The sequence below is a fragment of the Paenibacillus chondroitinus NBRC 15376 genome (assembly GCF_004000765.1).
In the GTDB taxonomy this organism is placed as follows: Bacteria; Bacillota; Bacilli; order Paenibacillales; family NBRC-103111; genus Paenibacillus_E; species Paenibacillus_E chondroitinus.
This window is the reverse complement of record NZ_BILW01000007.1, coordinates 46,902-60,822: the sequence shown is the minus strand read 5'-3', so window position 1 is coordinate 60,822 and position 13,921 is coordinate 46,902. Positions and strand designations below refer to the sequence as shown.

13 protein-coding genes are annotated in these 13,921 nt (G+C 48.2%); 9 read left to right on the top strand and 4 right to left on the bottom strand.

The genetic code is table 11. The features are described from left to right. Nucleotides 1-81 precede the first annotated feature (81 nt). Complete coding sequence (locus PCH02S_RS11010) at nucleotides 82-1,590, top strand: replication initiation and membrane attachment family protein (RefSeq protein ID WP_127452884.1); 1,509 nt, start codon at nucleotides 82-84, stop codon at nucleotides 1,588-1,590. Nucleotides 1,591-1,641: 51 nt separating this feature from the next. Further along, nucleotides 1,642-2,595 (top strand): primosomal protein DnaI, encoded by a 954-nt coding sequence (dnaI, locus tag PCH02S_RS11005; RefSeq protein ID WP_127452882.1) that lies wholly within the window; start codon nucleotides 1,642-1,644, stop codon nucleotides 2,593-2,595. A 74-nt stretch (nucleotides 2,596-2,669) separates the two neighbouring features. Here dnaI and PCH02S_RS11000 read toward each other — a convergent pair whose 3' ends face one another. After that, the gene (locus tag PCH02S_RS11000) at nucleotides 2,670-3,674 is read right to left on the bottom strand and encodes a globin-coupled sensor protein (protein ID WP_127452880.1); all 1,005 of its coding nucleotides are present in this window, start codon (nucleotides 3,672-3,674) and stop codon (nucleotides 2,670-2,672) included. Between the two features lie 93 nt (nucleotides 3,675-3,767). After that, nucleotides 3,768-3,911 (bottom strand): YqzM family protein, encoded by a 144-nt coding sequence (locus PCH02S_RS10995; protein ID WP_127452878.1) that lies wholly within the window; start codon nucleotides 3,909-3,911, stop codon nucleotides 3,768-3,770. 210 nt (nucleotides 3,912-4,121) lie between these two features. On the opposite strand from PCH02S_RS10995, the gene PCH02S_RS10990 reads away from it, so the two are divergent. The 3 genes from PCH02S_RS10990 (at nucleotide 4,122) to uvrC (ending at nucleotide 6,993) form a co-directional block, all read left to right on the top strand. Beyond that, nucleotides 4,122-4,505 carry a MerR family transcriptional regulator gene (locus PCH02S_RS10990; RefSeq protein ID WP_127453203.1) on the top strand — a complete coding sequence of 128 codons (384 nt, stop codon included), beginning with the start codon at nucleotides 4,122-4,124 and terminating at the stop codon, nucleotides 4,503-4,505. 138 nt (nucleotides 4,506-4,643) lie between these two features. Then, on the top strand, nucleotides 4,644-4,958 hold the full coding sequence (gene trxA / locus PCH02S_RS10985) for a thioredoxin (protein ID WP_127452876.1): 315 nt from the start codon (nucleotides 4,644-4,646) through the stop codon (nucleotides 4,956-4,958). A 103-nt stretch (nucleotides 4,959-5,061) separates the two neighbouring features. Next, nucleotides 5,062-6,993: an excinuclease ABC subunit UvrC gene (gene uvrC, locus PCH02S_RS10980; protein ID WP_127452874.1), complete on the top strand. Its 1,932-nt coding sequence runs from the start codon at nucleotides 5,062-5,064 to the stop codon at nucleotides 6,991-6,993. On the opposite strand, the gene PCH02S_RS10975 is transcribed toward uvrC, so the two are convergent. Next, a complete protein-coding gene (locus PCH02S_RS10975) occupies nucleotides 6,953-8,596 on the bottom strand; it encodes a CPBP family intramembrane glutamic endopeptidase (protein ID WP_127452872.1) in 1,644 nt (547 codons plus the stop codon). The genes uvrC and PCH02S_RS10975 overlap by 41 nt on opposite strands. Nucleotides 8,597-8,759: 163 nt before the next feature. Between PCH02S_RS10975 and PCH02S_RS10970 the strand changes: the two genes are divergently transcribed. From PCH02S_RS10970 to PCH02S_RS10955, 4 genes are read left to right on the top strand one after another with little or no spacing between them, the layout of a single operon-like run. After that, nucleotides 8,760-10,112: a TrkH family potassium uptake protein gene (locus tag PCH02S_RS10970; protein WP_127452870.1), complete on the top strand. Its 1,353-nt coding sequence runs from the start codon at nucleotides 8,760-8,762 to the stop codon at nucleotides 10,110-10,112. Between the two features lie 14 nt (nucleotides 10,113-10,126). Further along, nucleotides 10,127-10,789 (top strand): potassium channel family protein, encoded by a 663-nt coding sequence (locus PCH02S_RS10965; protein ID WP_127452868.1) that lies wholly within the window; start codon nucleotides 10,127-10,129, stop codon nucleotides 10,787-10,789. Nucleotide 10,790: 1 nt separating this feature from the next. Then, nucleotides 10,791-12,050 (top strand): cation:proton antiporter, encoded by a 1,260-nt coding sequence (locus PCH02S_RS10960; RefSeq protein ID WP_127452866.1) that lies wholly within the window; start codon nucleotides 10,791-10,793, stop codon nucleotides 12,048-12,050. 39 nt (nucleotides 12,051-12,089) lie between these two features. Continuing rightward, nucleotides 12,090-12,827 carry a response regulator transcription factor gene (locus tag PCH02S_RS10955; RefSeq protein ID WP_127452864.1) on the top strand — a complete coding sequence of 246 codons (738 nt, stop codon included), beginning with the start codon at nucleotides 12,090-12,092 and terminating at the stop codon, nucleotides 12,825-12,827. A 53-nt stretch (nucleotides 12,828-12,880) separates the two neighbouring features. Here PCH02S_RS10955 and PCH02S_RS10950 read toward each other — a convergent pair whose 3' ends face one another. Further along, a complete protein-coding gene (locus tag PCH02S_RS10950; RefSeq protein WP_127452862.1) occupies nucleotides 12,881-13,777 on the bottom strand; it encodes a LysR family transcriptional regulator in 897 nt (298 codons plus the stop codon). Nucleotides 13,778-13,921: the final 144 nt, after the last annotated feature.

Sequence of the window (13,921 nt, the reverse complement as noted above, 5' to 3'; positions counted from 1 at the left end):
AGACTAATAGAGAGAGAAACCGAGATGCCGGCAAGGTGGCAGGCAATCGGTTGAGCCTAGGCAGGATGGTGCTGTAAACGGATGAGAATGACGAATATGCTGCATTTCACGGAGAATCACAGGTTTTGTGTAGGCCGTGAATTTTCTTTAAGCAGTTTGGATTTTAAAATGTTGGCGATGATGTATCAGCCGATGATCGGTGGTTTGGCAATAAGCCTCTATCAAGCTCTCTATCAGCAGATGAGTGCGGAAAAGGTCGGATTTTCGCCTTTGGAGCAGCAGCGTAAGTTATTTCTGCTGCTAGATCTGGAGCAGGGAGAACGAGGACGGAAGTATTTGATCGAGCAATCCTCCAAGCTTGAGGCCATTGGCCTCTTGCAGACAACCCGCAAGTTTTTGGCGGATGAAGAAGATTATATTTTTGTGTACACATTGTTCCCACCGCTTGGGCCCAATGAATTTTTCAGAAATCAACATTTGACGCTGCTGCTACGCGATAAGGTCGGTAAGTTCATGCTGCTTTCTCTTCGGGAAGATTTGCTGGCGCCGGAGCCGGAAGAGTGCCGCGAAGCAAGTGAAGAGAATTTATCCGTTCCCTTTTATGACCTGTTCAGGCTTAATACCCAGGTGGTCGACTATGAGTTGGAGCAGGCGCTATATGAAGCATCTGCGAGCAAACAGGGAGAGACCCGGTTGGATGTCACGACCAAAGGCTTCCAGTATGCAGACATTATCATGAGGTTCCCACGCGGAGCGAGCAATCGAATTTTCGTTGAGGCGCTCAAGCATAAGCCGGATCAGATGGCAGCCATTAATATTGTGGCCAAGAAGTATAATCTTTCCTTGCAGGAAACATGCCGATTGCTGGATGAAGACGGCGTCTTTAGCGAAGATGGCGAGCTGCAGATGGATCTCATGCAGTACAACGCGAATCTCTTTTACAGGCAAAGCAAGAAGCGTGATGAGGAAAGAGAACGAACCTTGTCCAGAACCGAAGAGACCGGAGCCGAAAACTCGATAGATCAGGCCGCAGAGAAATCCGTGGAGATGGCGTATTATTTGGAAGTGCCGCAGCAGCTGCGCGGCGAATGCACAGATCATCAATACAACTACATTATGCGTAACGAGCCGTATACGGCAGTCCTGAAAATGTTTTTTACGCAGGGCTCTATTCCCGACGGCGTACTTAATATATTTGAGAAAATTGATTTGAATTATAAGTTAAACGAAGAAGTCATCAATGTATTGATTCACTTCCTGCACATCGACCGCCGCTCTTGGGCGAAGTCTTCGATTGAAGCGGTCGCCTCGGATATGCTCGGCAAACAAATTATTACTTACGAGCAGGCCGTAGAATATGTCCGCGAGAAAATCAGCTACAAACAGAAAGCTGCATCCAAAGTGGAGGCCGCCAAGGCCGGCGGCGGATCCGTAACCAGGGGCCGGCAGGGCAAGACGCAGAAGCCGCATATCCCAATGGTGGTGCAGGATGCAGGCGCCGCTGCTTCTTCCAGATTGACCGAAGAAGAGCTGGAGGCTGCGAGAAGGATGGCTCAGAAGCTGGATGAGCGGTTTAATCGGAAAAGCTGACGAGCGGTATAACAATAGCAAGAGATCACATATGCAGGAGGTGCCGCACTCATGGAATCGCTGTCGCACATTCTTAAATCCATGCCGAACTCGGAATGGAGACGCAAGGCCGAGGTCAAAATCAAGGCGGTGATGGATGACGCCTTAGTTCATAAGTTTCGCGAGAAGTACCCGTTTGTCGATGATTATGCCGTCAAGATTAACATGAATAAGCTGTACCAATATGTGACCGAGTACAAAACCTGCTCCAATTGCCCAGGCTTGGAGAACTGCCCGAATGATATGACAGGTCACTATACGATGCTAACTGCCGATACGGATAACGATAGAGTGTATATACATGAAGAAAAAGTGGCGTGCAAAAAGTTTACCTCCAAGCAGCTCCAGGATGCGATTTCATCTCGGATTCGTACGTTCCACGTAGATCCACGGATGATTTCGCGCAGCTTCTCGTTTGGCGATATTCTGGAAACGGATTTGGACCGGGCGAAAGCCGTCATGCAAATCAATGATTACGTCAATCAAACCATGGAAACCGGACTGCAAACACGCGGACTTTATTTATGCGGATCGTTCGGTACGGGGAAAACGTTCCTCATGGGCTATATGCTGCATCAGCTGGCCAAAGTGGGGATGACGGGCGCCATCGTGTATATGCCGGATTTTGCCGAGGACTTGAAAGGCATGTTTCAAGAGCCCTCCAAGTTGAAAGAGACGATCGATCTTCTGAAAGAAACGGATCTGCTTGTTTTCGACGACATTGGGGCGGAGAACCTGAACCCGTGGCTCCGCGACCATGTCATTGGGGCGATTGTGAATCACCGGATGAACAGAAAACCGACGTTCTTTACGTCCAACTATGCGCTGCATGATCTTGAGAAGCATTTCAGCTTCACGAACAAGGATGGCGACGAGGAGTACAAAGGACAACGGATTATGGACCGTATTCGTCCTTTCGTTGAGGTCGTTGAAGTGACCGGTACGAATAAACGGGGACGATCATAGGATTCATGGCATTCAAAAAGACCCTTCTACCACAGATAATGTGGATGGAAGGGTCTTACTCGTATCAATGAATGTTATGATTTCTTTAGACGTTCCAACTGGGTAGTTACACTTTCAATCATTTGAACGAAGGAAGTAAGCTCCTGCGCACTAGCTGCTTGTGTCCGCGCGAAGTGAGTCGTTTCCTCGGAGCCCTTCTGGACGAGCTCAAGCTTCTGCGTGATCAGCTTCAGCTTCTTCTGGATGGTGTCGAGCGCTTCCCGTGAATTCGAAGCCAGCTTGCGCACTTCGTTGGCGACAACTTCAAAGCCGCGACCATGCTCGCCAGAGCGTGCAGCTTCGATTGCGGCATTAAGACCAAGCAAATGCGTCTGGTCGGAAATTTCTTTCATGACGGAACCCATCTTCGAGATATCTTTGATCTCATGTTGGAGTTCGTCAATGCGGTGGTTGGATAAATCTTGCGATTCCGCCGTTTTTATCGCGGTATCGGCTACCGTTTGGCTGCTGCCGCCCAGCTCCACCATCATGGAAGCAAGGTCCTGTACAACGCTGGAGATGGTCGTCAGCATAATAGCCTGCTCGTCCACCAAGGTTTGAATTTTCAGCTTCTCATCCTGCTCGTAGGCTTCCAAAGCAAGCTGGCTGTCCAGGTTGAACATTTTACTTAACGCAAGGAGCACTTGCGTCCACTCGTCAGGCATGATTTCTTTGAAATGCTGCGTAGCAATGTCCGTATATTTTAAATAGGTGCCCAAGTACCAGGAGGTTGTCAGGCCGATGCGGGAGTGTACTTTTCCTATGTATAAACGTTTCGTTATGTAGTCATCGTCAATAAGTCCGGAGGCCATGGATAGAAAATACCAACGCTGCGTCTCTTTGAGGCGCTCAATCGTGCTGTGCTGCTGAATAATCGCAACAAGCTCAGGGACCTGTGTGATTTCGGCATACAGTTGGTCGACCAGTTTTTCTACAACACTTTGGAAGGCTTCTTCTTTACTTTTTAATAATCGTAAGTCTGCGTTCGTTAAACCGATAAAAGAAATGAGTTTTTGGCGATCTGGATGAACTTTAATCATTTGAATCGTAAGTCCCCTTTGCAGTGTGGTCTAATGAAAAAACCGCCCTACACTAACAGTGCAAAGCGGTTGACTTATGGGCTTGTACTAGTTCTACTTCATTACTTGAATAGCAGTTGCAACGGCTGCAATGATAAACAAGATTGCGAAGAACACGCCAAATCCGATACCAACGTCCATGAAATCGTTACGCGGTTCTTCATACACGTGAAGCTCAGGGTGTTTAGGATCGCTCATGTGGTTACCCCCTAACGTCCGACATTCTAAAGTTTAAACTTAGTATACCCAAATTCGTCGAAACTTGTAAAGATAATGGAAGTGACAATTATGCAAACAATAACAGACAGGAGCGGAAAGTATAAAATAAGTCTTGACTCTAACATTAGTGTTATGGTTTACAATAAAGTCATCCTTACTTGATCAAGGAAAAGGAAAAAGGTGAAAGCCATGCGGATTAGTGAATTATCCAAGCTGACAGGTGCCAGCATTCGTTCTTTGCGGTACTACGAGGCCAAAGGGCTTATCGCAACGCAGCGCGAAGAAAACGGTTATCGGGTTTTTAACCAAATGGCTGTTGAACGCGTGAAAACCATTCAGTTTTATTTGAGCCTGGGTTTTACGACCGAACAAATTGAAAGCTTTCTAAACTGCGTCATGAAAAATCAGGAGTCGCAATGCGATGATCTGCTGCCACTCTACACGGAGAAGCTGCAGGACATTGAGCGCCAAATGGAAATGCTGCAGATGCTGCAAGCGAATTTGAAGGATCGTATAGCTTATATTGAGCAGCAAAGGCTTCAGGGGCTGCCGGTAGGCGTGCCATCCAAGTAGGTTCCAGAGCCAGCCGGATTGCTAAGTTATGGTTTGGTTGAAATGGCCTATGGGTGTGGTATACTTTACATGTTGACGTTCATCGGTAGCAATTAACTACTTGATGTTATAAATCCATTCTTAGAAGGAGGAACTATCATGGCAATCGTGAATGTTTCTGATAACAGCTTTAAAGCTGAAGTTGAAAGCGAAGGTACAGTACTTGTAGACTTCTGGGCACCTTGGTGCGGACCTTGCAAAATGATCGCTCCTGTTTTGGAAGAGCTTGATAAAGAAGTAGAAGCTTTGAAAATCGCAAAAGTGAACGTGGATGACAATCCAGAGTCCGCTGCGCGTTTCGGCGTCATGAGTATCCCAACACTGATCGTTTTCAAAGACGGACAGCCTGTTGATAAAGTGGTTGGTTTCCAATCCAAAGAAGCTTTGAAAAATGTTGTAACTCGCCATCAATAAGTTGTTTCTGAATTCGAATTAGAAACAATTGTTCGTGAGAAAAAGCTCATTTTCTGCTATGCTGAAAATGAGCTTTTTTTGTGCACGAAAGGAGATAGGAATCATGACGGAGTTTGACCATGAGCAAGAGGACGCGGCCGTCCGTGAACAGCGTCTGGAAATGATTAAACATAAGCTTTCCTTATTACCGGATAAACCTGGTTGCTATATTATGAAGAACCGCGAAGGTACGATCATTTATGTAGGAAAAGCCAAAGTGCTGAAAAACCGTGTGCGCTCCTACTTTACAGGAAGCCATGGTGCCAAGACGCAAAGACTAGTCAGCGAAATCCGCGACTTTGAATATATCATCACCTCCTCCAATGTGGAGGCGCTCATTCTCGAGTGTAATCTGATTAAGCAGCATCATCCGCGGTACAACGTACTCCTCAAGGATGACAAGACGTTCCCTTACATCAAGATTACCCATGAAGCGCAGCCGCGTCTGGAAGTCACGCGGCGGGTGTATAAGGATAAGGGGAAGTACTTCGGCCCTTATCCGAATGCTTTTGCGGCCCAGCAGACCAAGAAGCTGCTGGACCGGTTGTATCCGCTCCGCAAGTGCAAGACAATGCCCGATAAAGTATGCCTATACTACCATATCGGACAATGTCTGGCGCCTTGCGAGTATGACGTATCCGCTGAGCAGAATGAGCGGATGGTGCAGGAGATCACCCGTTTCCTGAACGGGGGACACGATGTCATTAAGGAAGAGCTGACGACCAAGATGCTTGCGGCAGCGGAAGAACTGAACTTCGAGCGCGCAAAGGAGCTGCGCGATCATATCATGAGCATCGACGCGTTGATGGAGAAGCAGAAGATCAATGCGGTTGACGCGCAGGACCGTGACGTGTTCGGTTATGCGGTGGATAAGGGCTGGATGGCGGTACACATCCAGTACATGCGTCAGGGCAAGCTCATCGAGCGGCACGTCTCGCTTTTTCCGTATTATGGCGATGAGTACAGTGACTTCATCACCTATGTCACGCAGATGTACATTGACAATCCTGCGCTGCCGAAGGAGATCTTCCTGCCTGGCATGCCAGAGGCAGAAGCAGGCGCAACACCTGCAGTGGACGTTGTCCCTGCTGAGCAGCCCGTGCAGTCCTCTGCGCAAGCGGAGGCTGAAATGAAAGATGTCCGCGAGGCGCTGGAATCGTGGCTGAAGGTCAAGGTCCACATCCCGCAGCGCGGCCTGAAGAAGCAGATGGTCGATATGGCCAAAGATAACGCCCGCAACGCGCTGGAAGAGAAGTTCCGTCTCGTGGAGCGGGACGAAAGCCGGACGACCAAAGCCGTGGAAAACCTCGGCGAGTGGCTCGGTATGGGCAAGATTCGCCGGATCGAAGCGTTCGATAACTCCAACATTCAGGGGACGAATCCGGTTTCCGCAATGGTTGTTTTTGTAGACGGGAAGCCCGATCGCAAAGAGTACCGCAAGTACAAAGTGAAAACCGTCGTTGGCCCGGATGATTACGAGACGATGCGCGAGGTCATCCGCCGCAGGTATGAGCGTGTGCTTAAGGATAATCTGACGATGCCGGATCTGATCGTCGTCGACGGAGGCAAAGGGCAAATCTCCGCTGCGGTCGATGTCTTGGAGAATGAGCTTGGGCTGTACATTCCGATTTGCGGCCTAGTGAAGGATGCAAAGCATAAGACGGCGCAGTTGATGATGGGAGATCCTGCGGAGATCATTCCGCTGCCGCGGGACAGTCAGGAGTTTTATCTGCTTCAACGGATTCAAGATGAGGTCCATCGCTTCGCCATCACGTTCCACCGGGAAACGAGGGCGAAGTCCATGGTAGCCTCACAGCTCGATGCCATCCCTGGTATCGGGGAGAAGCGCAGGAAGGCACTCTTGAAGCATTTCGGTTCCGTGCGCAAAATAAAAGAGGCTGAAGTCCAAGACTTCAAGCCTCTGGGTATAGGTGAGAAATTAGCAGGCGAGATTCTCAAAGCGCTCCAAGGCGAGGCGGCGGTTCCCCAGGAATAAGGGGGCCCCGCCTTTTTCCGTGCAGCCATGTAAGAAAATAGCCGACGATGGCTGGGAGCAGGAGGTATAAGATTCCACACAGCACATCGCTTACGTGTCCTAAGGAGAATAACGACATCCCCATCAGGATGCTGTCCATGCAGGCATGTGCGAAAACGGCGGTAATAAAGCCATATTTGAGGAACACATAACCAAGAATAATACCGATAATGGTTACTTCGATTAACCGCGTATAGACCGGATAGATCGGATACTGGGTGTGGCTGGCCGCCCAAATCACGCTAGGAATAAGAATCGCAATGAAATTATTGCGGAACAGCTTTTTGAATAAGATAATGCCCAGCAGCCGGTAAGTGGCTTCCTCCGAAATCGCCGCAACCCAAGCCATCAAAGGGAAGAGGCGGGGTTCCACCATGTTGAGCACGGAATCGGTTGGATCATTGACCGCCCATACATCAAATTTGACATCCCCTGTATAGAACAGGACTTGCTGAATGCCAAGGATGAAAAGCGCCAGTAAGTAGCCCCGTCCCATGCTGTAAAAGACCTCCGTGCCATATCTCTGTTCCTTCCAGGTTGGCCACTTGGGTTGCCCGGTCGCATTCCACAGGCCGTTGCCGGCTACGAGAGAGAAGTAGAGTGAAATGGCGAGTCCAACCGCCAGTACGTTCATGAAAATGATGGTCGCCCATGTGGCGAACTCAGCACCCGGACCTCCGCCGCTAATTAAACGGAAGGCTGGGTACATATTAAAGTTATTGGCGATGTAAATGGCTAAGAAAATAGCGGTCAGCAGCAGTCCGCTGAGAAATCTCATTTGTTTTCGATAAATGATAACAAGGACTATGGCGGCAATGGTCATGAGAATGGAGAAGCCCATTGAAATCCAGGTCATCACGGAAGCGGAATGATCTTGCGCGTTAAGCCAATCCAGATGCGAAGCCGGCAAGCTGAAAAGTACGGTGTAGCCGACTAAATTCTTCTCATCGAATTGCGTGCGAACTTGTAATTTCGCTTCTCCCATAGGCTGAGATTGTTTTTCATAGTATAAAACCAAGCCGGAGTCCTTCTGCGCAGCGTCGTCCTCTTTATCGATGGCTTTCATGTCATCGGGATCAAGCCCGCGAGCCCGCATTTCCTGCTTGGCCATAATGTCAGCCTTCTGTTTGCTGATAAGCGCACTCTCGCCCTCGGCGTTATAGACCTCGCGCCATCCGACGACAGCGCCGTCCGTGTAGTTGATTTCAACTTCAAACTGACGGTTCTTCTTGGCATCACTCACGTTGACTTGGTAATAGTCCAGCGGATAGCGTTTGCCAAACGCCGAGTCATAGCTTTCGGATAAATGCTCTTTCTGCAAATAGCCGCTGCGTTCTTTTTTAGACTGATACGCTACAAAAGTGTTGCTCCCCTTAATCGCATAACGCTCGTTGATGAAGGTAGAAGCATGTTCTGCGGCCTGCGCTTTGGTGATGGAAGGGTTCTCGCCCGCCGGCGCTTCTTCCGTTTGCAAGCCATACAAAGCTGTTATGCCCGCATAAAGGGCTATGCCTATACAGGCTAGGAGGAGGAGAAATCGGTTAAATTTCGGCCTTGGCATCATTCAATTCCCTTCTGAATTCACGAGTATGAAACCTTCATTTCCACGTTACCATGAGTTTTACAAGAATGCGAATTTTAGGTGGAAATACAAATCAAACAGTTATATAATACCTATATTTGCAAGTGAAGCCAGAAGACTATAGTTGAGCGGGGAACGAGATTCTATGCGTAAAAAAATAAGTGTTTGGCAGATGACACCGCCACAAATTCTGGTTCTTGGCTTCGCCGTCATCATCTTTATCGGAGCAGGGCTCCTCACACTGCCGATTGCTTCAGCGACCGGTCAATCCGTACCATTTATTGATGCGTTGTTTACTTCAACTTCAGCGACCTGCGTGACAGGACTCGTTGTTGTTGATACGGGAAGTACGTACACTATGTTCGGTCAGATCGTCATTGTCTCCTTAATTCAGATTGGGGGATTAGGGTTTATGACGATGGCTACACTGCTTGCCCTTGTTTTCCGCAAGAAAATTACCCTCAAGGAACGGCTGGTGCTTCAAGAGGCTTTCAATCAAGGCAGCATGGAAGGCATTGTCCGTTTGATCCGTAAAGTGATTATTTACTCCTTATCCATTGAAGCGATAGCGGCCGTTATTTTCACGATCCGTTGGAGCTTTGACCTTGGTTTTTCTAAAGCCCTATATTTCGGCATTTGGCATGCGATCTCGATGTTTAACAATGCAGGGTTTGATTTGTTCGGCACGGTCGATGCTCCTTTCGTTTCCTTTACCGGATATGCAGACGATTTCGTTGTTAACTTTGTCGCGATGGCTCTTATTGTCTTAGGGGGCTTGGGTTTTATTGTAATGTCGGATGCGATGGATTTTCGCAAAACGAGGAAGCTTTCTTTGCACTCCAAGGTTGTACTAAGCATGACTGGGTTCCTTATCGTAGCAGGAGCTCTTATCATCTTTATATTCGAATATACGAATAACAGAACTTTAGGTTCGCTTGATTTAGGCGGCAAAATACTAGCTTCCTTTTTTCAATCCGTCGCGCCGAGGACCGCAGGTCCGAATACGGTGGATATTGGCGCGCTTCGTCAAGCTACGCAATTTTTCATGGTCATCCTTATGTTTATCGGGGCATCTCCCGGTTCCACGGGTGGCGGTATCAAAACAACGACATTCACCATCTTGATCGCAGCCATTGTCACGATGATCCGCGGGAAAGAGGATATTGTCATTTTCCGCTACCGATTGGCAAAGGACCGCATTCTTAAAGCGATTACGTTAACGATGATTGCTTTATTCCTAGTTATAACGGTTACCATGCTGTTATCGACCACGGAAGATTCGCAGCTGCTCAAAATCTTGTTTGAAGTCACTTCCGCGTTCGCGACGGTAGGACTAACCATGGGACTCACACCCGATTTAACGCTTTTCGGTAAAATTCTCATCAGCTTGACGATGTTTGCCGGTCGTCTCGGCCCGATCACGCTCGCTTATGCGCTTCAGCCGAAACAAGAGAAGGAATTATATAGATACCCAGAGGGTAAAATCACGATTGGATAGGGGAAGCCGGAGAGATGAAGAAAACGCAATATGTGGTAGTCGGCCTTGGGCGATTTGGAGCCAGCATTTCCAAAGAGCTTATTAAGCTGGGCAATGAGGTGCTTGGCATCGATAAGGATGAGGAAGCGGTCGACGAGATGAGCCATGAGCTTACGCATGCCGTTGTGGCGGATGCCACCGATGAGGATGTCCTGAAGTCTCTGGGAGTGCGTAATTTTGATTGCGCCGTCGTAGCGATCGGGGACGACATTCAGTCCAGTATTTTAACGGCGATTGTTCTGAAGGATTCAGGGGTCAAAAAGGTTGTGGCCAAAGCCTTGTCTGAATTACATGGGAAAGTTTTGCAGAAGCTAGGGGTTGACCGCGTCATCTATCCTGAGCGTGACATGGGGATACGCGTGGCTCACCAGCTCAACTCACCAAATTTATTGGATTATATTGAAATTTCTAAAGATTATACGATTGCGGAACTTTCCGTACCGAAAAGGCTGTGCGGGCTAACGATTAAACAATTGGATCCGCGTGCCAAATACGGCTGCAGCGTGGTGGCAGTAAACAAGCAAACAGGCGTTATTATTGCGCCCACCGCTACCGATGTGGTGAACGAAAACGATGTCATGGTGATCATCGGAACAAACGATCAAATCGAAGAATTTGAAAGCGAAGTTATCCGATAAGATGGAGAATTCAACTACCCAGCTCATCGAACATGTTCTTGTGCTGCTCGTGCTTGTTTTCGGATTAGGGATGTTGTTCGGAAGGGCGGCCAATTGGCTGAAACTACCTGATGTCGCCATGTTTCTTGTAGCCGGTATGATTGCGGGACAAGCCTTCCATTGGATTAATGAACCAAGCGCCTCGTTTATGAATCAATTCATTCTCGTTATCGGTTCCGCGCTAATTCTCTTTGACGGGGGACGCAACATCAAGCTCACCGGTTTGCGGCAAGTCTGGGTCACAGTCGGCATGCTCAGCATTCCCGGTGTGATTATCACCTGCGCGGCTGTTGCAGCGGCTTCGCATTTCCTCTTGAGTTTGCCGTGGCTGTATGCATTGCTCCTTGGCGCAATTATTGCCTCAACAGATCCGGCAACGCTCATTCCGGTATTCAAACAAGTGAAAATCCGCCGCAAAGTCCGAGAGACGGTTGAAAGTGAATCGGCTTTTAATGATGCGACGGCTTCCATTCTGACATTTTCACTAATTGCTGTCATCCTGGGCACGCAGGAAGTTTCCCTGCTTTCAGGTACGCTTGATTTTGTGAAAACGGCACTCGGAGGGCTTCTGCTGGGAGCCGTTATCGGCTATGCGATGACCTTTCTTACCGCTCACTTGAAACTTGGCCTGCTGAGGGATTATGCAACGATTGCGATGGTTGTTACCTCGTTAGGGGCATATTTGGCAGGGGAAATTCTCGGCGTTAGCGGCTTTATGGCGACTTTTACAGCGGGGCTGATCTGGGGGAACGCCGGAACGTTCAAGCTTAATATGGATGATAAGCGCCATGAAATGGAGCATTTTTCCGAAAATATTACGATTATCATGCGAATGCTAATTTTTATTCTTCTCGGCAGCCAAGTGAATTTTCCGGTCATCCTCGAGCATTTTTGGACGAGTTTGGGTGTCATCTTCGTATTTGTTTTTATCGCACGTCCGCTGACGGTGCTGGTCTGTACGTGGCCGGACCGTAAAGCGAAGTGGAGATGGAATGAGATTTTATTTATGTTCTGGGTTCGTGAAACAGGTGTCATTCCAGCGGCTTTATGCGGAATGGTTGCCGGCATGGGGATTGCGCACAGTGATCTCATTGCGAGTGTCACTTTTATGGCTGTGCTGATCACCATCCTGTTCCAGGCAAGCACAACGGCTTTTGTGGCGAAAAAGCTGGGACTTGAAGTGAAGTCGGACGGGCCGGAAGCTGATGGTTCCGTCTTGTAAGTCTCAACGAGAGAATTTCGAGGCGAAGGTGGACTCCGAATGTACAAAGTATTAATAATCGAAGACGATCCTATGATCGGCGATATGATCTCCATGTATTTGGGCGAAGAAGGCTTTGAAGTCATTCGAATGGAGACGGGGCAAAAGGGGATTGAAGCGGTTAAACCGTTTGCTCCTGACGTCATTTTGCTGGATCTTATGCTGCCGGATATGGACGGACTTGAACTGTGCAGACAGGTGCGAACTACGTTGAGTGTGCCGATCATGATTGTCTCGATGAGAAATAAAGTGGTTGAACGGGTGGCTGCGCTGGGGGCTGGAGCCGATGACTATATGTGTAAGCCGTTCAGCATGCATGAAATGAGCGCTAGAGTCCATGCTTTGATCCGTCGTTCCAATTTGTATCAAAATGCGGGTGACAACATGCGTATGAACCAGGCGGTACGCCACGATACAAAGCCAGAAACAGATGAGGCGCTGCTCGGTGATAAAAACAAGATTACCCTCGATCTTCAAACCCGTTCGATGATTGTTCAGGGGCAGCTGGTCGAGACGACGTATTCGGAATTTGAAATTATGAAATGTTTCGTCAATCATCCTGGCCGTGTCTACACGCGAGAAGATTTATTGCAAACCGTCCGGGGCTTCGATTCCTATGTCACCGATCGTGCGATTGATGTGCATATTGCCAATCTTCGCAAAAAAATCGAAGACAATCCCAAAGAGCCTAGGCGGATCCGAACGGTCTGGGGCGTGGGTTATAAGTTTGTCTATTAGTTGTTTTACATAGAACCTCTAATTTTGCTCGACATGCTGAGCGGATTGGAGGTTTATTTGTGCCTAGCAAAATAGTTGATCGTTTGTTCGATGAATTTAAGGGACTCCGGGTTGTCTGTTGCTTGGTCCGAGTAGATCAGCGAAGTGGTTCGTTTCGTTTGCTCTAGTTCCACTAAGTAGCGCAGAATTAACTCATTATTCTGAATCAAATCTTCACGCAAATACGACTTAGGAAGCAGCGTCGCGGTTTTGCAGGTAGACACGAGCCGGATGATCGCCTCGAAAGAATCGATTTCCATTTGGACATTAGGAAAAATCGTATACCGATGGAAGAGCTCATCCATCAGGATGCGATACCAGGTGCCTTTGGAAAAAAGGATCATCGGCAGGTCATTCAAATCGCTCATCGTAATATGGGCTCGATCAATGAATGGGTGCCCCAGCGGAAGCACCAGACAAAGATGATCATCGAACAACGGCTCGCAGTGCAGGCTCGATGCATTGATCTGGGAAGCGACGATACCGATGTCGACTTTATTTTCCTTGACCATGGTCACGATTTCATGCGTTTTGCCTGTAAGCAGTTTGATCTCCGTGAGCGGATAAACCTGCAAGTAATCTGTAATCAGATCCGGCAGGGTAGCCTGTAAAGTGGTTAAACTGGCGCCGACCGTAATCGAAGAATGGGTGCCTGCAGCTTTGTACATTTGCAGAGTCTGCTTGAATTTCCGTTCCACGTGGCGAAGCTCAAGCGCATGATCGTAGCAGATCTGACCTGCTTTGGTCAGCTCAAGACGTTTTCCTTTGCGGATGAATAGCTCCACGCCGAGTTCTTCTTCCAGCTTCATAATTTTGCGTGAAAGAGCGGGTTGAGAGATATTCAGCAGCTGTGACGCTTTATTCAGGCTCACTTGTTCGACAACAACGGCGAAAACATCCAAGAGTTCCATGTAATTTTCATCTCCGTATTCATTCGTATATGCAAATTTGTTATAAGTGTATATAAAAAAACGGCACTTCCATTATAAGCGTAGAAGAGGTACGATGTACATGTCACTTTTTATTCACATTTATTGGACGACCGTGTATATTCG